General features: G+C 73.3%; 18 protein-coding genes. 10 read left to right on the plus strand and 8 right to left on the minus strand.

Annotated elements, in window-relative coordinates; translation table 11 throughout:
- Positions 1-126 precede the first annotated feature (126 nt).
- From B086_RS0134935 to B086_RS44370, 5 genes are all read left to right on the plus strand, one after another.
- Positions 127-1,365: a MurT ligase domain-containing protein gene (locus B086_RS0134935; protein WP_018571088.1), complete on the plus strand. Its 1,239-nt coding sequence runs from the start codon at positions 127-129 to the stop codon at positions 1,363-1,365.
- 20 nt (positions 1,366-1,385) lie between these two features.
- Entirely contained in the window at positions 1,386-2,114 is a 729-nt protein-coding gene (locus B086_RS0134940; RefSeq protein ID WP_018571089.1) for a type 1 glutamine amidotransferase, read from the plus strand.
- Between the two features lie 360 nt (positions 2,115-2,474).
- Positions 2,475-3,500 carry a 6-phosphofructokinase gene (locus tag B086_RS0134945; protein WP_018571090.1) on the plus strand — a complete coding sequence of 342 codons (1,026 nt, stop codon included), beginning with the start codon at positions 2,475-2,477 and terminating at the stop codon, positions 3,498-3,500.
- A 149-nt stretch (positions 3,501-3,649) separates the two neighbouring features.
- Positions 3,650-4,600, plus strand: coding sequence for a cytochrome c oxidase assembly protein (locus B086_RS0134950; protein WP_018571091.1), 951 nt, complete (start codon positions 3,650-3,652; stop codon positions 4,598-4,600).
- Positions 4,601-4,725: 125 nt separating this feature from the next.
- On the plus strand, positions 4,726-4,896 hold the full coding sequence (locus B086_RS44370; RefSeq protein WP_026253092.1) for a hypothetical protein: 171 nt from the start codon (positions 4,726-4,728) through the stop codon (positions 4,894-4,896).
- Positions 4,897-4,923: 27 nt separating this feature from the next.
- On the opposite strand, the gene B086_RS0134960 is transcribed toward B086_RS44370, so the two are convergent.
- Genes B086_RS0134960 through B086_RS0134975 form a run of 4 tightly spaced genes read right to left on the minus strand, consistent with a single transcriptional unit; the run spans position 4,924 to position 9,007 of the window.
- Entirely contained in the window at positions 4,924-6,138 is a 1,215-nt protein-coding gene (locus B086_RS0134960; protein WP_018571093.1) for a sensor histidine kinase, read from the minus strand.
- Positions 6,135-7,865 (minus strand): cation acetate symporter, encoded by a 1,731-nt coding sequence (locus tag B086_RS0134965; protein WP_018571094.1) that lies wholly within the window; start codon positions 7,863-7,865, stop codon positions 6,135-6,137. The genes B086_RS0134960 and B086_RS0134965 overlap by 4 nt, the downstream gene beginning before the upstream one ends.
- A gap of 12 nt (positions 7,866-7,877) precedes the next feature.
- Positions 7,878-8,237, minus strand: a complete 360-nt coding sequence (locus tag B086_RS0134970) for a hypothetical protein (protein ID WP_018571095.1) — start codon at positions 8,235-8,237, stop codon at positions 7,878-7,880.
- 14 nt (positions 8,238-8,251) lie between these two features.
- Positions 8,252-9,007, minus strand: a complete 756-nt coding sequence (locus tag B086_RS0134975; RefSeq protein ID WP_018571096.1) for a LytR/AlgR family response regulator transcription factor — start codon at positions 9,005-9,007, stop codon at positions 8,252-8,254.
- A 77-nt stretch (positions 9,008-9,084) separates the two neighbouring features.
- On the opposite strand from B086_RS0134975, the gene B086_RS0134980 reads away from it, so the two are divergent.
- The 4 genes from B086_RS0134980 to B086_RS41545 all read left to right on the plus strand — a co-directional run bounded on the left by B086_RS0134980 (position 9,085) and on the right by B086_RS41545 (position 12,250).
- Positions 9,085-9,588, plus strand: coding sequence for an Lrp/AsnC family transcriptional regulator (locus B086_RS0134980; protein ID WP_018571097.1), 504 nt, complete (start codon positions 9,085-9,087; stop codon positions 9,586-9,588).
- Between the two features lie 124 nt (positions 9,589-9,712).
- Positions 9,713-10,525 carry a dimethylargininase gene (gene ddaH / locus B086_RS0134985; protein WP_026253093.1) on the plus strand — a complete coding sequence of 271 codons (813 nt, stop codon included), beginning with the start codon at positions 9,713-9,715 and terminating at the stop codon, positions 10,523-10,525.
- Positions 10,522-11,745, plus strand: a complete 1,224-nt coding sequence (rocD, locus tag B086_RS0134990; protein WP_018571099.1) for an ornithine--oxo-acid transaminase — start codon at positions 10,522-10,524, stop codon at positions 11,743-11,745. Before ddaH ends, rocD begins: the two co-directional genes overlap by 4 nt.
- Before the next feature lie 199 nt (positions 11,746-11,944).
- Positions 11,945-12,250 (plus strand): hypothetical protein, encoded by a 306-nt coding sequence (locus tag B086_RS41545; protein WP_018571100.1) that lies wholly within the window; start codon positions 11,945-11,947, stop codon positions 12,248-12,250.
- Positions 12,251-12,295: 45 nt separating this feature from the next.
- On the opposite strand, the gene B086_RS0135000 is transcribed toward B086_RS41545, so the two are convergent.
- From B086_RS0135000 to B086_RS0135015, 4 genes are all read right to left on the minus strand, one after another.
- Positions 12,296-12,784 (minus strand): DUF4396 domain-containing protein, encoded by a 489-nt coding sequence (locus B086_RS0135000; RefSeq protein ID WP_018571101.1) that lies wholly within the window; start codon positions 12,782-12,784, stop codon positions 12,296-12,298.
- 159 nt (positions 12,785-12,943) lie between these two features.
- A complete protein-coding gene (locus B086_RS0135005) occupies positions 12,944-13,729 on the minus strand; it encodes a DUF305 domain-containing protein (protein WP_018571102.1) in 786 nt (261 codons plus the stop codon).
- A gap of 115 nt (positions 13,730-13,844) precedes the next feature.
- The gene (locus tag B086_RS0135010) at positions 13,845-14,279 is read right to left on the minus strand and encodes a DUF6153 family protein (protein WP_018571103.1); all 435 of its coding nucleotides are present in this window, start codon (positions 14,277-14,279) and stop codon (positions 13,845-13,847) included.
- Positions 14,280-14,377: 98 nt separating this feature from the next.
- A complete protein-coding gene (locus B086_RS0135015) occupies positions 14,378-15,016 on the minus strand; it encodes a DedA family protein (RefSeq protein ID WP_018571104.1) in 639 nt (212 codons plus the stop codon).
- Positions 15,017-15,209: 193 nt separating this feature from the next.
- Between B086_RS0135015 and B086_RS0135020 the strand changes: the two genes are divergently transcribed.
- The gene (locus B086_RS0135020; RefSeq protein ID WP_018571105.1) at positions 15,210-15,959 is read left to right on the plus strand and encodes a lysophospholipid acyltransferase family protein; all 750 of its coding nucleotides are present in this window, start codon (positions 15,210-15,212) and stop codon (positions 15,957-15,959) included.
- Positions 15,960-16,013 lie beyond the last annotated feature (54 nt).

The following is a 16,013-nucleotide window of genomic DNA, read 5'->3' on the forward strand; positions in this document are numbered from 1 at the left end:
AACGGCGCGCGAGCGCCGCACGGGTGCCGGAATTCGGGTGCGTGAACGGATCTCGATAGGCTGAGGTCCACACCACGTTGCCGGATGGCTCAGGCGCGGCGCGTACGCAAGGAGGATCGAGAACTGATGGCAGGCAACTCGGACCCGCTCACGCCGCGGGCCAAGCTGGCCGTGACCGCGGGCAAGGCGGTCGCGGCGGCATCGCGCGCCGCGGGGCGCGGCAGCGGTTCGGTGATCGGCGGCCGGGTGGCGCTCAAACTCGACCCCGACCTGCTGGCCCGGCTCGCCCAGAACCTGGACGTCATCCTGGTGTCGGCGACCAACGGCAAGACCACCACCACCCGGCTCATCGCCGAGGCGCTGCGGGCCGCGGGCCCCGTGGTCTCCAACGCGCTCGGCGCCAACATGCCGGCGGGCATCACCTCGGCGCTGGCGGGCGGCTCGGAGGCCAAGTTCGGTGTGATCGAGGTCGACGAGAAGTACCTCGCGGGCGTCGCCCGGGACACCGACCCCAAGTGCATCGCGCTGCTCAACCTCTCCCGCGACCAGCTGGACCGGGCCGCCGAGACCCGGATGCTCGCCGAGAACTGGCGCGAGGGGCTCGCCGGTTCCAAGGCCGTGGTCGTCGCCAACTGCGACGACCCGCTGGTGGTGTGGGCCGCCTCCTCCTCGCCCAATGTGATCTGGGTGGCCGCCGGGCAGATGTGGAAGGACGACGCCTGGTCCTGCCCGTCCTGCGGCGGTGTGATGCAGCGTCCGGGCGACGACTGGTTCTGCGCCGAGTGCGGTTTCCGCCGCCCCACGCCCAGCTGGGCCCTGTCCGGCGACCACGTCCTGGACCCGCACGGCTCGGCCTGGCCGATCCACCTCCAGCTCCCGGGCCGCGCCAACAAGGCCAACGCCGCCTCCTCGGCGGCCGTCGCCGCCGTCTTCGGGGTGCCGCCGCAGGTCGCGCTGGAGCGGATGTACCAGGTGCAGGCGGTCGCGGGACGCTACGACGTCGTGCAGTTCCAGGGCCGCGACCTGCGCCTGCTGCTGGCCAAGAACCCGGCCGGCTGGCTGGAGACCTTCTCGCTGATCGACCCGCCGCCGACCCCGGTCATCCTCTCGGTGAACGCGCGCGGCGCCGACGGCACCGACACCTCCTGGCTGTGGGACGTCGACTACACCCGTCTCACCGGCCACCCGCTCCTCGTGATCGGCGACCGGAAGCTGGACCTCGCGGTGCGTCTGGAGGTGGCCAACCAGCACTTCCAGGTCTGCGAGAACCTCGACCAGGCCGTGCAGCAGGCGCCGCCCGGCCGGATCGAGGTCATCGCCAACTACACCGCGTTCCAGGACCTGCGCCGCCGCGTCGGCAACTGATCACGAAGGACGAGCACTTCATGAGCGACAACCAACTGCGGCTGGTGTGGATCTACCCGGACCTGCTGAGCACCTACGGCGACCAGGGCAACGCGCTCGTCGTGGAGCGCCGGGCCCGGCAGCGCGGCCTGGACGTGGCCCGCCTGGACGTACGCAGCGACCAGCCGATCCCGACCTCCGGCGACATCTACCTGATCGGCGGCGGCGAGGACCGCCCGCAGCGGCTGGCGGCGGAGCGGCTGCGCCGCGACGGCCACCTCTACCAGGCGGTGCAGAACGGCGCCATCGTCTTCTCGGTCTGCGCCGGCTACCAGATCCTCGGCCACGAGTTCGTCAACGACCTCGGCCAGCGCGAGCCGGGTCTCGGCCTGCTCGACGTGGTCTCCGTGCGCGGTGAGGGCGAGCGGTGCGTCGGCGACGTGCTCGGCGACGTCGACCCGCGCCTCGGGCTGCCCCCGCTGACCGGTTTCGAGAACCACCAGGGCGTCACCCACCTCGGCCCGGCCGCCCGGCCGCTCGCCCAGGTCCGCGTCGGCCGGGGCAACGGCACCGGCGACGGCACGGAGGGCGCGTACAACGACACGGTCTTCGGCACCTACATGCACGGTCCCGTGCTGGCCCGCAACCCGCAGATCGCGGACCTGCTGCTGAAGCTCGCCCTCGACGTCAACGCGCTGCCGCCGGTCGACGACCGCTGGTACGAGGCCCTGCGCACCGAGCGCATCGCCGCCGCCGAGCAGCCCGCCTGAGCGCGGACGGCACGGCACGGCGGCCCGCGGGCGCGCCCGGGAACCCTCCCGGGCGCGCCCGCGGTGTCTCCCGGCGGCCGCGGTGACCGCGGCGGCGGTGTCTGCGTTTCCGGCGGTGTCTGCGTCTCCGGCGCTTCGGCCGGGTGTCGGCTCTCCTCAAGCCCCTCGCAAGCTCCCCGCAAGGTGCGCGCGGGACGCTCGTCACCGGGCCCGGCTGACGGCGCGTCCGCTCACCTGTGCACCCGCGTCCACCAGCCGGACGGCCCTTACGGCACCACCCCCTCACGCCGGTAGGGTGGCCGGGATCGAGCCGGACAGCGCGGTCCGGTCCCGGCCCACGTGGAGAAGGTTGTTCGGGCTATGCGCATTGGTGTCCTCACGTCCGGCGGCGACTGCCCCGGCCTGAACGCCGTCATCCGGTCCGTCGTGCACCGTGCCGTCGCCGACCACGGCGACGAGGTCATCGGATTCCGGGACGGCTGGAAGGGCCTCCTGGAGTGTGACTACCTCAAGCTCGACCTGGACGCGGTCGGCGGCATCCTCGCCCTCGGCGGCACCATCCTCGGCTCCTCCCGGGTGCGCCCCGAGCAGCTGCGCGACGGGGTCGAGCGGGCCCGCGGCCATGTCCAGGAACTGGGGCTCGACGCGATCATCCCGATCGGCGGCGAGGGCACCCTCAAGGCGGCCCGGCTGCTCTCGGACAACGGCCTGCCCATCGTCGGCGTGCCCAAGACCATCGACAACGACATCGCGGTCACCGACGTCACCTTCGGCTTCGACACCGCCGTGACGGTGGCCACCGAGGCGCTCGACCGGCTGAAGACCACCGCCGAGTCCCACCAGCGGGTGCTGATCGTGGAGGTCATGGGCCGCCACACCGGCTGGATCGCGCTCCAGTCCGGCATGGCCGCCGGCGCGCACGCCGTGGTCGTCCCCGAGCGGCCCTTCGACATCGAGGAGCTGGCGAAGAAGGTCGGCGAGCGGTTCGCGGCGGGCAAGCGGTTCGCGATCGTGGTCGCGGCCGAGGGCGCCAAGCCGCTGCCCGGCACGATGGACTTCGACGAGGGCGGCAAGGACGTCTACGGCCACGAGCGGTTCGCGGGCATCGCCCGGCAGCTCTCCCTGGAACTGGAGGAGCGCCTGGGCAAGGAGGCGCGGCCGGTCATCCTCGGGCACGTCCAGCGCGGCGGCACGCCGACGGCGTACGACCGGGTGCTGGCCACCCGGTTCGGCTGGCACGCCGTGGAGGCCGTGCACCGCGGGGAGTTCGGCCGGATGACCGCGCTGCGCGGCACCGACATCGTGATGGTGTCGCTCGCGCAGGCCGTGGAGACCCTGAAGACGGTGCCCGCCGACCGGTACGCCGAGGCGGAGTGCGTGCTGTAGGACACGCCCGCGCGTCAGCCGCCCCCGGTCGCGAGAGCGGCCGGGGGCGGTTCTAGTCTGGGTGCCGACAGACAGCTGGGGACAGACGGTCACGGACGCCCACAGCTGGGGTCGGACAGCGCACACCCCCACGAATCAGGAGCCGGCGGATGGATCACAGCGGGCACGGCATGATGATGGATCTGCCGCCGTTCACGCTGGGACGCGGCCTCGCGTGGTCCGCGGACCCGTTCTTCCTCGTCTCCTGCCTGCTCGGTCTCGCGCTCTACGGCTGGGGCGTGGTGCGGCTGCGGCGGCGCGGCGACTCCTGGCCGGTGGGCCGCACGGTGGCGTACGTCGTCGGGGTGCTGACGGTGGCGCTGATGATGTGCACCAAGCTGAACGACTACGGCATGGTCATGTTCAGCGTGCACATGGTCCAGCACATGGTGATCAGCATGCTCTCGCCGATCCTGATCCTGCTCGGCGCCCCGATCACCCTGGCGCTGCGCGCGCTGCCGGTGGCGGGCCGGGGCCGCAAGGGTCCGCGCGAACTGCTGCTGGCGCTGCTGCACAGCCGCTACGTCCAGATCATCACGCACCCCGCGTTCACCATCCCGCTGTTCGTCGCCAGCCTGTACGCGCTGTACTTCACCCCGCTCTTCGACTTCCTGATGGGCTCGCGGGCCGGGCACATCGCGATGATGGTGCACTTCCTCGCGGTCGGGGTGGCGTTCTTCTGGCCGATCATGGGCATCGACCCGGGCCCGCACCGGCCGGGCTATCTGATGCGGATGCTGGAGCTGTTCGCCGGGATGCCCTTCCACGCGTTCTTCGGCATCGCGCTGATGATGGGCTCCACGCCCCTGGTGGACACCTTCCGCGACCCGCCCGCCTCGCTCGGCATCGACGCGCTGTCCGACCAGACGGCGGCCGGCGGCATCGCCTGGGCGTTCAGCGAGGTGCCCTCGGTGCTGGTGCTGCTGGCGCTGCTGTTCCAGTGGTACCGCTCGGAGCAGCGGCAGGCCAAGCGCAAGGACCGGGCCGCCGAGCGGGACGGCGACAAGGAGCTGGCCGCCTACAACGCCTATCTGGCCTCGCTCAACGCCCGCGGCAACTGACTTCCTCGCCCCGCCGGGCCCCGCCCGTCCCCCGTCACTTCCGTACGGTGCGTGCACCGGAGCCTCCCAGGAGGCGGATTCCGGGGCACCATGGGAGGAAGGCCGACCAGGAGGAGGGTGCCGCGATGCCCGGTTCGACGGACGGTGCCACGAGAGCGATGGGGGTGCTCACCGTGGGCGCCCTGGTCGCGGTGACCGCGTACACGGTGGCGCTCGGCGGCAACGGCTGGCTGTGGTTCGGCTGGGTGGTGCTGGGTCTGGCGACCCTGGGTGTGGTGGTGACCCACCACACCTGAGCCCCTCCCGGCTCCGTTCCGCGCCGCTCAGTTCGCGGGGCCGCCGCCGAGGCGGGCCGAGGAGTGCACGCCCGGCTGGTACTTGGGCAGCCGCACGGTGATCTTCATCCCGGCGCCGGGCGCGGTCTCGATCACCAGGCCGTGGTCGTCGCCGTAGACCTGGCGCAGCCGGTCGTCGACGTTGGACAGGCCGATGCCGCCGGAGGGGCTGTCCTCCCCGGCGAGGATGCGGCGCAGCAGCCCGGGGTCCATCCCGGCGCCGTCGTCCTCGATGACGACCAGCGCCTCCGCGCCCGCGTCCCGGGCGGTGAGGCGGATGCGGCAGGTCCCGGCCTTGCCCTCCAGGCCGTGTTTGACGGCGTTCTCCACGAGCGGTTGCAGACACAGGAAGGGCAGCGCGACGGGCAGCACCTCGGGGGCGATCTGGAGGGTGACGGCGAGGCGGTCGCCGAAGCGGGCCCGGACCAGCGAGAGGTAGTGCTCGATGGCGTGGAGTTCGTCGGCGAGCGTGGTGAAGTCGCCGTGGCGGCGGAACGAGTAGCGGGTGAAGTCGGCGAACTCCAGCAGCAGCTCGCGGGCGCGCTCGGGGTCGGTGCGCACGAACGAGGCGATCACCGCCAGCGAGTTGAACACGAAGTGCGGGGAGATCTGGGCGCGCAGGGCCTTGATCTCGGCCTCGACGATCCGGGTGCGGGAGCGGTCGAGGTCGGCCAGTTCGAGCTGGACAGAGACGAAGCGGGCCACCTCGGCGGCGGCGCGGACCAGGACGGCCGACTCGCGGGGCGCGCAGGCGACCAGGGCGCCGTGCACCCGGTCGTCCACGGTGAGCGGGGCGACCACCGCCCAGCGCACCGGGCAGTCCGGTGCCGTGCAGCCGAGCCGGAAGGCCTCACCGCGCCCGGTCTCCAGGGGGCCGGTGAGCCGTTCCATGATCTCGGCGCGGTGGTGGGCGCCGACGCCGTCCCAGGCCAGTACGCGCGTGTCGTCGGTGAGGCAGAGCGCGTCGGTGCCGAGCAGGGACCGCAGCCGCCGGGCCGATCTGCGGGCGGTCTCCTCGGTGAGCCCGGCGCGCAGCGGGGGCGCGGCGAGGGAGGCGGTGTGCAGGGTCCGGAAGGTGGCGTGCTCGACGGGCGTGCCGAGACCGCCCGGACGCGGGGTCCTGGCGGTGCGCCGGCCCAGCCAGAACCCGGCGGCCAGCAGCGGCAGGACGGCGACGCACAGCCCGGCGAGGAAGCCGCTCACGCCTTGGCCTCCGTGCCGGGCGGCTCGGGCAGGTGGAAGCGGGCGAGCACGGCCGCGGTGCCGGGCGGCACCCGGCCGGGGGTGGCCAGGGAGACCAGAACCATGGTGAGGAAGCCCAGCGGCACCGACCACAGGGCGGGCCAGGCGAGCAGCGCGTGCGGCGGCCCGGTGCCCGGGAGCCCGGCCATGGTGACGGCGACGGCGACGAACGCGGCCCCGCCGCCGGCCAGCATCCCGGCCGCCGCGCCGGGCGGGGTGAGCCGCCGCCACCAGATGCCGAGGACGAGCAGCGGGCAGAAGGAGGACGCGGACACGGCGAAGGCGAGTCCGACGGCGTCGGCCACCGGCAGTCCCCCGGCCAGGACGCTCACCGCGAGCGGTACGGCCATGGCGAGCACGGTGCCGAGCCGGAAGTGCCGTACGCCTCGGGCGGGCAGCGGGCCGCGCGAGGGCAGCACGTCCTGGGTGAGCACCCCGGCGACCGCCATGGTCAGTCCGGAGGCGGTGGACAGGAAGGCGGCGAAGGCGCCGCCCGCGACCAGCGCCCCGAGCAGGTCGCCGCCGAGGCCGCCGATCATCCGGTCGGGCAGCAGCAGGACGGCGGCGTCCGCGTCGCCGGTGAGGGTCAGTTCGGGGGCGTAGAGGCGGCCGAGGGCGCCGTAGAGGGGCGGCAGCAGGTAGAAGGCGCCGATGAGGCCGAGCACGGCGACCGTCGCGCGGCGGGCCGCGACCCCGTGCGGGCTGGTGTAGTAGCGGACCACGACGTGCGGCAGTCCCATGGTGCCGAGGAAGGTGGCGAGGATGAGGCCGTACGTGGCGTACAGGGGGCGTTCCTCGCGGCCCGCGGCGAGCGAGGTCGACATGCCTCCGGTGCGGGCCCGGCCGGCGGCGGGCACCGGGTCGCCGGACCGGAAGGTGAGGCGGGTGCCGCCGCCGAGGCGATGGGTTCCGGCGGCCAGGCGCACGGGCTCGCCGGGGTGCGGGCGGCCGTCGACGGTGCCGTGCACGGTGACGGTGAGGGGGCGGTCCAGCCGCAGGTCGAGGGTGCTGCCGACGCGGACGGTGCGCGGCTCGCGGAAGGTCGCGGGTTCGTCGAAGGCGTGGCGGGGGGCGCCGTCGCTCTGCCAGGCGAGTAGCAGGAAGAGGGCGGGGACGAGCAGGGCGGTCAGTTTCAGCCAGTACTGGAAGGCCTGCACGAAGGTGATGCTGCGCATGCCGCCGGCGGCGACGATGGCCACCACGACGACGGCGACGATCACTCCGCCGAGAGTGCCGGGCGCACCGGTGAGCACCGCGAGCGTGAGACCGGCCCCCTGGAGCTGGGGCAGCAGGTACAGCCAGCCGATGCCGACGACGAAGGCGCCCGCCAGCCGCCGCACGCCCTGGGAGGCGAGCCGGGCCTCGGCGAAGTCGGGCAGCGTGTAGGCGCCGGAGCGGCGCAGCGGGGCGGCGACGAACAGCAGCAGGACGAGGTATCCGGCCGTGTAGCCGACCGGGTACCACAGCATGTCGGGGCCCTGGACGAGGACCAGTCCGGCGATGCCGAGGAAGGAGGCGGCGGAGAGGTACTCGCCGCTGATCGCGGCGGCGTTCAGGCGCGGGCCCACGGTGCGGGAGGCGACGTAGAAGTCGGAGGTGGTCCGGGATATGCGCAGTCCGAAGGCGCCGACGAGGACGGTGGCGACGACGACGAGGGCGACGGCGGGGACGGTGTAGGCGGAGTTCACCGGGGCGCGGTCCTAGCGGTCCTCGGTGAGACGGGCGAAGTCGCGTTCGTTGCGTTCGGCGCGGCGCACGTACCAGCGGGCGAGCAGGACGAGCGGGAGGTAGAGGCCGAAGCCGAGGACGGCCCACTTCAGGCGGCGGGCGTCGGGCGCGGCGGCGAACACCAGCGGCAGCGGGCCGACGAGCAGGACGAGCACGCCGGACACGGTGAGCGCGGTGCGCAGTTGGGTGCGCATCAGGGAGCGGACGTAGGTGTGGCCGAGCGTGGTCTGCTCGTCGATCTCGGTGCGCGGGCGGTAGTGGCCGGTGGCGCGGCGGGTGCGCCGGGGCGGTCCGGTGACGACGACGCGGCGCTCGGCGGGGTCCTGCGGCATGGTGTGCGCCCCCTCTAGCGTCCGGTCCGGCGCATCAGCAGATCCCGCAGTTCGCGGGCGTGCCGACGGCTGACCTGGAGTTCCTCGGTGCCGATCAGGACACTCACCGAGCCCGCGTCCAGGCGGAGTTCACCGATGTGGCGCAGCGCGACGAGATGGCGGCGGTGGATGCGGACGAAGCCACGGGCGCGCCAGCGCTCCTCCAGGGTGGACAGCGGGATGCGGACGAGGTGGCTGCCCCGGGCGGTGTGCAGCCGGGCGTAGTCGCCCCGGGCCTCGACGTGGGTGATGTCGTCGACGGCGACGAACCGGGTGACGCCGCCGAGTTCGACGGGCAGCTGGTCGGGGTCGGGTTCGCTCACCGGGATCCGTACGGCCGTCCCGCGCAGCGCGGCGGCGCGGCGGACGGCCTCCGCGAGCCGTTCCCGGCGGACGGGTTTGAGGACGTAGTCGACGGCCTTGAGGTCGAACGCCTGCACGGCGAAGTCCTCGTGGGCGGTGACGAACACGATCAGCGGCGGTGCGGCGAACCCGGTCAGCAGCCTGGCCAGGTCGAGGCCGTCGAGGCCGGGCATGTGGATGTCGAGGAAGACGACGTCGATCGCGTCGGGCCCGCCCGGTCCGGACTCCAGCGCCCGGTTGATGCGGCGCAGCGCCTCGGTGGCGTCCGAGGCGCCCTCGACGCCCTCGACGCGGGGGTCGGCGCTCAGCAGGTAGAGCAGCTCCTCCAGCGAGGGGCGTTCGTCGTCGACGGCGAGGGCGCGCAGCATGAACGTGGAGTGTAGGGGCGAACGGCGGCGCTGGACATGTGCCGGGCTCGGCCGGGGGCGCTGGATACAGTGCGGGCATGAACAGCAGGCCCACGCCGTTCGACGATCTCGACCGGAAGATCCTCACCGCTCTCATGGCGAACGCCCGTACGAGTTTCGCGGAGATCGGCGCGGCCGTCGGGCTCTCCTCCACCGCCGTCAAACGGAGGGTGGACCGGCTGCGCGACTCGGGGGTGATCACCGGGTTCACGGCCACGGTGAAGCCCGCGGCGCTGGGCTGGCGCACGGAGGCGTACGTCGAGGTGTACTGCGAGGGCGCGGCGCCGCCGAGGCGGCTGGCCGAGGTGGTGCGCAACCATCCGGAGATCACGGCGGCGATGACGGTGACCGGGGGCGCGGACGCGCTGCTGCACGTGCGGGCGCGGGACGTGGAGCACTTCGAGGAGGTGCTGGAGCGGATCCGGGTGGAGCCGTTCATCCGCAAGACGATCAGCGTGATGGTGCTCTCCCATCTGCTGCCGGACAGCCCGGAGGCGGGCGCCAGCCAGCCCGCTCCCGAGGACGCAGCAGACCTGCGCTGAATCCCCTGAAGACGCAGCATCACTGCGTGAACGCGCAGGTTTCGTTCCTTGTCGGCCGTATCGCCCGCTTCCTACCGTGGTGTCAACCCTCAGTCGACACCCCAGGAAGCGGAGGAACCCCTCTGTGCCCGGATCCCGTGTGCCGCGCCGGCGGCGCTTTCTCGTCTGCGAACCCAGACACTTCGCCGTGCAGTACGCGATCAACCCCTGGATGCATCCGGACCGTCCCGTCGACACCGGACGCGCCCAGGCCCAGTGGCAGGCGCTGACCGACGCCTACCGCGCCCACGGTCATACCGTCGAGACCGTGGAACCCGTCCCCTCGCTGCCGGACATGGTCTTCGCCGCCAACGCCGCGGTCGTCGTCGGCGGCCGTGTCTTCGGCTCCCTGTTCAAGGCGCCCGAGCGGCGCCCGGAGTCCCTGCCCTACGACACCTGGTTCAAGTCGGCCGGGTTCGACGTGTACCGGCCCGAGTCGGTGTGCGAGGGCGAGGGCGACCTCGTCCCGGCCGGGCGCTGGCTGCTGGCCGGCACCGGCTTCCGCACCACCCGGGAGGCCCACCGCGAGGCCCAGGAGTTCCTGGGCGTCCCGGTGATCGGGCTGACCCTGGTGGACCCGTACTTCTACCATCTGGACACGGCGCTGTTCGTCCTCGACGAGGAGAACATCGCGTACTACCCCGAGGCGTTCTCCCCGGGCAGCCGCGAGGTGCTCGCCCGGCTGTACCCGGAGGCGGTGACCGCCACCCGGAAGGACGCGGAGGCCTTCGGGCTCAACTCCGTCTCGGACGGCCTGCACGTGTTCATGTCGCCCGGCGCGACGGACCTCGCCGACCGCCTCACCGACCTCGGCTATCTGCCCGTCCCCGTCGACCTGTCGGAGTTCCGCAAGGCCGGCGGCGGGATCAAGTGCTGCACCCAGGAGATCCGCTCATGACCGCACCCGCAGACACCCGTACCACCTCCGACGAGCTGATCCGGGCGGAGGAGCCGGTGCTCGCGCACAACTACCACCCGCTGCCGGTGGTCGTGGCGCGGGCCGAGGGCGCCTGGGTCGAGGACGTCGAGGGCCGCCGCTACCTCGACATGCTGGCCGGGTACTCCGCCCTGAACTTCGGCCACCGCCACCCCGCGCTGATCGAGGCGGCCCGCGACCAGCTCGACCGGCTCACCCTCACCTCGCGGGCCTTCCACAACGACCGGCTGGCCGGTTTCGCGACGCGCCTGGCGGCGCTGACCGGGCAGGAGATGGTGCTGCCCATGAACACGGGCGCCGAGGCGGTGGAGAGCGGCATCAAGGTCGCCCGCAAGTGGGCCTACGAGGTCAAGGGCGTCCCCGCCGACCGGGCCACGATCGTGGTGGCCGCCGAGAACTTCCACGGCCGGACGACGACGATCGTCGGCTTCTCCACGGACGAGACGGCACGGGCCGGGTTCGGGCCGTTCACGCCCGGCTTCCGCATCGTCCCCTACAACGACCTGGCGGCCCTGGAGGCGGCGGTCGACGACACCACGGCCGCCGTGCTGATCGAGCCGATCCAGGGCGAGGCGGGCGTGATCGTGCCCGACGACGGCTATCTCGCCGGGGTGCGCGAGCTGACCCGCCGGGCGGGCTGCCTGTTCGTCGCGGACGAGATCCAGTCGGGTCTGGGCCGCACCGGGCACACCCTCGCCGTGGAGCACGAGGGCGTGGTGCCGGATCTCGTGCTGCTCGGCAAGGCGCTGGGCGGCGGCATCGTGCCGGTGTCGGCGGTGGTCGGCAGCCGCGAGGTGCTGGGCGTGCTGCGGCCGGGCGAGCACGGGTCGACGTTCGGCGGCAACCCGCTGGCCGCGGCGGTCGGCACGGCGGTGGTGGAGCTGCTGGAGACCGGCGAGTTCCAACGCAGGGCCGCCGGACTGGGCGTCGTCCTGCGCGAGGGCCTCACCGCGCTGACCGGCAGGGGCGTGGTCGGCTTCCGCTCGCGCGGGCTGTGGGCGGGCGTCGACGTGGATCCGGCCATCGGCACCGGCCGGGAGATCAGCGAGCGGCTGATGCGGGAGGGGATCCTGGTCAAGGACACCCACGGCTCGACGATCCGTCTCGCGCCGCCGCTGACCGTCACCGAGACCGAACTGCGCTCCGCGCTGGGTTCGCTGGAGCGGGTGCTGACCGGCTGAGCCCGCCGGACCGCCCGGTCCTGCGCAGTACGGCATGTGCCGGGGGCGCTCCCGCTGGGGGCGCCCCCGGTACGCGCGTTCCGAGGCGCCTGCCCGCCCGGCCGCGCCACTGCCCCGGCCCTTCGTTGGCGCCCGGGGGATACGGGTACCCGAGCGGATGACGGCACTCCCTGAGGGACTTCCTGAGGAGATGACTCCCATGCTGCTCATCGGCCTGCTGCTCCTCGCGGCCACGGGCGCCTTCACCGGTCTGGCCATCGCCGGCAACCTGTCCGGCGGACCCCAGTACACGGTGTCGATCCTCGGCAACGACATCGTCACGCTGAACACCCTCGCGATCTTCAGCGCGGGGCTCGCGCTCGCCCTGCTCTTCTGCCTCGGCCTGTCCATGCTGGCCGGCGCCGCGACGCACCACCGGCACCACCGGGTGGCGCGGTACGGCGGGACGGACACCCGCCCGACGGGCGGCGGGACGACCCAGCCGGACGACCGCCGCTACCCTTGACCTCCGCCGCCCCGGCCCGCGGACGGACCGGCCCCGCGCGGCCGGTCAGTGGTAGGCGTGCACGACGGCGTGCCCCTTGCCCCGGCCGATCATCCACCGGTTGACGGGAGTGGTCAGCAGGAACGCCAGGGCGAGGGAGAGCACCAGCGAGACCCAGAACAGCGCGTCGGCGAGCCCCGCGTCCATGGCGCCGGGCACGCCCACCATGACGGTGTTGTCGATCAGCTCCATGACCGCGATGGACAGGGTGTCGGCGGCCAGGGCGACCTTGAGCGCCCGCCGCAGCGGCAGCCCGGCCCGCAGGATGCCGCGCATCGTCAGGGCGTAACCGAAGACGAAGGCCAGCGCGACGGAGACGAGGACCGTGGCGGCGTTGTGCAGCCCGGCGGCGGTGCCGACGACCATGCCGAGCACCTCCCCGACGGCGCAGCCGGTCAGGCAGTGCAGCGTGGCCTGCGCGGCCGTGCGCCAGGAGGTGCCTTCGGGGGCGCCGTGGTGGTGCTCGTGCGCGTGCCCGTGGTCCACGTGTTCCATCGTCGCTCCTTTGTCGATGTGTGAGGTGGCCGTGCACACCGGGGAACCACATACCCCCCAGGGGTATTCCGAAGCGCGTCCGGAAGTCGTTCCGGGAGTCTTTCCCGGAATCGTTCCGGGACGGCGGACGCGCGTCGCCGTCCCGGAACGGAGGCGGGCCTACCGGCCGCCGAGCAGCTTCCTCATCCGGTCGATCTCGGCCGACTGCGAGGTGGTGACCGACTTCGCCAGGGCGACGGCGGCCCGGTCGGCACCCTCGGCCTGCTCCGTGCGGGCCATGGCGACGGCGCCCTCGTGGTGACCGATCATCATGCGCAGGAACGCCCGGTCGAAGGCGTCACCGGACAGCTCGGTCAGCTCGTCCATGTCGGTGTCCGTCATCATGCCGGGCATCGGGGAGGCGGAGTGCCCGGAACCGGGGTGCCCGGAGGCGGACCCGGAAGCCGAGTGGTCCATGCCGGGCATGCCCGGCATGCCGGAAGGACCGGCGGACGGGACACCGGCGCCCCATGCCTTCAGCCAGCCGGTCATGGTCTCGATCTCCGGGTCCTGGGCCTGCCTGATCTGCGCGGCGAGGTCCCTGACCTGCGGGGACCGGGCCCGGCTCGGTGCCAGGGCGGCCATCTCCACGGCCTGCCGGTGGTGCGGGATCATCTCCTGCGCGAACGTGACGTCCTGCGCGTTGTGCTTCCCCGGTCCGGCCGGGGAGGTGGCCGAGGGGCGGCCGGTGGACCCGTTGCCGTGGGCGGAGTGACCCGCCGACGAGATGTCACCGCTGCCGCCGCCGCAGGCGGTGAGCGCCAGCGCGGCGACGAGGACCGCGCCCGGCAGGGCGGCGTGACGGAGACGGAAGGTACGGAGGGCAGGGAAGGTAGGGAGGGCAGGGAAGGTACGGCCGGTGCGCGGGACGCGTCGGCCGGTGTGGCGGATCGCCATGAAGGTCATGAAGGTACAGCTCCTCGGAAAAGCCCGCGCGCGGGCGCGCGGAACCGGCGGATCGGGTCGGGACCGGAGCACGGCGCACCGGACGCGGTGAGGTCCGGATACCGTGCGGGTGCCTCTAGATCCGCAGGAGCTGGAGTTCGGCGAGATCGGGCGGGGCCCGGCCGTCGGCAGAGGGGGTGACCGGCCCCGCGGGGAGCGTCACCGGGGGCGCGACGGCGGAGAACGGCGCGGGCGGCGGGGCGGACGGCGCGTAGCCCGTCGCCGTACCGGCGGCGGCGCAGGTGCCGTCCGCGTGCTGCATGGGCATGCCGTCCGAGTCCGGGTCGGAGAGATGACGGCAGGAGTCCCCGGCCCGGTGCACGGGCGCGGCGGGTTCGTGGGCGGCCGGTCTCCCGGGCGCCGCCGTCGTCCCGTGGTGGCCCGGCGCGGGCGTCCCGGCAAAGGCGAAGCCGTGCATCGCGAGCACCCCGCCCAGTACGGCCAGGACCAGCAGCGCCCGGCGGGCACGGCGCACCGCCGAGCGGGTGCGGGCGCGGGTGCCGGACGTCATGGTCACATCGTACGGAGCGGTCGGCCGCGCGGTACGCCGCCCCCGCCGCCGGACGTCAGCGACACCGGGCGCCCGGCCCCGGGTACGCCGCGCGCCCCTCACTCCGCCTCCGGCTTCCCCCGTTCCGCGCGGCGGCGCAGCAGATGCCGGACGACCAGCGCGGCGACGAGGACGGCGACGGCCACCAGCACCCAGACCTCGTACCGCTTGATCGTGGCGTAGACGGTGTCGATGTGCGCGCCCGCGAAGTAGGCGACGGACACCCACAGGCCCACCCACAGCGCCGCGCCGAGCGCGTTGAAGGCCAGGAAGCGCAGCCAGTGCATCCCGGTGGTGCCGGCGATGATGCCGTTGGCCTGGCGCAGTCCCTCGACGAAGCGCGCCACCGTGACGATCTTGCCGCCGTGCCGGGTGAAGAACCGCTCGGCGGTCTCGAACCGCTTGGGCGTCAGGAAGATGTACTTGCCCCACCGGTGGACGAAGGCCCGCCCCCCGAAATGTCCGATCAGATAGCCGATGTTGTCCCCGATCACCGCGGCGGCGAACGCGATGAGGCCGACGGCCAGGACGTTCAGCTCGCCCGCCCCGGCGTACACACCGGCCGCGAGCAGGATCGTCTCGCCGGGGGCGGGCACCCCGAAGTCCTCCACGAGGACGACACCGCCCACGGCCAGATATCCGTACTGGCTGAGCAGCGGGGCCAGATGCTCCAGCGGACCGGGCAGCGGAGGAGCCATACCGTCCACCGTACGTCGCCCGGCGCGCGGAGCCCGGCAGACACCGCGTCCGGCCCGTACGCCGATCCGCGCGTCCGCGAGGGGCGCCTGACTGACCGTGTGTCAGTAAAGTCGAGAGGCCGGGACGACTCCGGCCGGACGCGGTCCGGGGCACCCGCGGCCGCGCGTGGGACCTGCGAGTGAGGGGCGAGCCGTGTTCTACCAGCTGCTCAAGTACGTCCTGCTGGGCCCGCTGCTGAGACTGGCCTTCCGGCCGCGCATCGAGGGTCTCGATCAGGTGCCGGAGACCGGTGCGGCCATCGTCGCGGGCAACCATCTGTCGTTCTCGGACCACTTCCTGATGCCCGCGATCCTCAAGCGGCGCATCACCTTCCTGGCCAAGGCCGAGTACTTCACCGGCCCCGGGCTGAGGGGCCGGCTGACCGCCGCCTTCTTCCGCAGCGCCGGGCAGATCCCGGTGGACCGGTCGGGCAAGGAGGCGGGCCGGGCCGCCATCCGCGAGGGCCTCGGGGTGCTCGGCAGGGGCGAGCTCCTCGGCATCTATCCGGAGGGCACCCGCTCGCACGACGGCCGCCTCTACAAGGGCAAGGTGGGCGTCGCGGTGATGGCGCTCGAAGCGGGCGTGCCGGTGATCCCCTGCGCGATGATCGGCACCTTCGAGGCCCAGCCCCCGGGCCGGCTGGTCCCCCGGCCGCGCCGCGTCGTGATCCGCTTCGGCCGTCCCCTGGACTTCTCCCGCTATGCCGGGATGGAGGAGGAGAAGGCGGTCCTGCGGGCCGTCACCGACGAGATCATGTACGCCATCCTGTCGCTGTCCGGGCAGGAGTACGTCGACCAGTACGCGGCCGTGGCCAAGGCCGGGCAGTCCGCGGCGCCCGCGTCCGCGCGGGACGGGTCACGGGCCCGCGGGGAGCGCAGGTTCCCCCGCTCCCCGCTCACCTGAGAGCGCGGCGGGGCTCCCTCCGGCTCCCGGGCACGGCGAAGGGGCGGCCGGGGA

The organism is Streptomyces sp. PsTaAH-124 (assembly GCF_000373685.1).
Lineage (GTDB): Bacteria > Actinomycetota > Actinomycetes > Streptomycetales > Streptomycetaceae > Streptomyces > Streptomyces andamanensis.

Bases quoted from the DNA above. Each gene is read 5' to 3' on its own strand.
- B086_RS0134935 (WP_018571088.1), top strand. From the start codon at position 127: ATGGCAGGCAACTCGGACCCGCTCACGCCGCGGGCCAAGCTGGCCGTG.
- rocD (WP_018571099.1), top strand. From the start codon at position 10,522: ATGACCGCACCCGCAGACACCCGTACCACCTCCGACGAGCTGATCCGG.
- B086_RS0134975 (WP_018571096.1), bottom strand. From the start codon at position 9,007: ATGCTGCGCGCCCTCGCCGTCGACGACGAACGCCCCTCGCTGGAGGAG.
- B086_RS0135005 (WP_018571102.1), bottom strand. From the start codon at position 13,729: ATGACCTTCATGGCGATCCGCCACACCGGCCGACGCGTCCCGCGCACC.
- B086_RS0135000 (WP_018571101.1), bottom strand. From the start codon at position 12,784: ATGGAACACGTGGACCACGGGCACGCGCACGAGCACCACCACGGCGCC.
- B086_RS0134950 (WP_018571091.1), top strand. From the start codon at position 3,650: ATGGATCACAGCGGGCACGGCATGATGATGGATCTGCCGCCGTTCACG.
- B086_RS41545 (WP_018571100.1), top strand. From the start codon at position 11,945: ATGCTGCTCATCGGCCTGCTGCTCCTCGCGGCCACGGGCGCCTTCACC.
- B086_RS0134970 (WP_018571095.1), bottom strand. From the start codon at position 8,237: ATGCCGCAGGACCCCGCCGAGCGCCGCGTCGTCGTCACCGGACCGCCC.
- B086_RS0135010 (WP_018571103.1), bottom strand. From the start codon at position 14,279: ATGACGTCCGGCACCCGCGCCCGCACCCGCTCGGCGGTGCGCCGTGCC.
- B086_RS0134940 (WP_018571089.1), top strand. From the start codon at position 1,386: ATGAGCGACAACCAACTGCGGCTGGTGTGGATCTACCCGGACCTGCTG.
- B086_RS0134980 (WP_018571097.1), top strand. From the start codon at position 9,085: ATGAACAGCAGGCCCACGCCGTTCGACGATCTCGACCGGAAGATCCTC.
- B086_RS0135015 (WP_018571104.1), bottom strand. From the start codon at position 15,016: ATGGCTCCTCCGCTGCCCGGTCCGCTGGAGCATCTGGCCCCGCTGCTC.
- B086_RS0134945 (WP_018571090.1), top strand. From the start codon at position 2,475: ATGCGCATTGGTGTCCTCACGTCCGGCGGCGACTGCCCCGGCCTGAAC.
- B086_RS44370 (WP_026253092.1), top strand. From the start codon at position 4,726: ATGCCCGGTTCGACGGACGGTGCCACGAGAGCGATGGGGGTGCTCACC.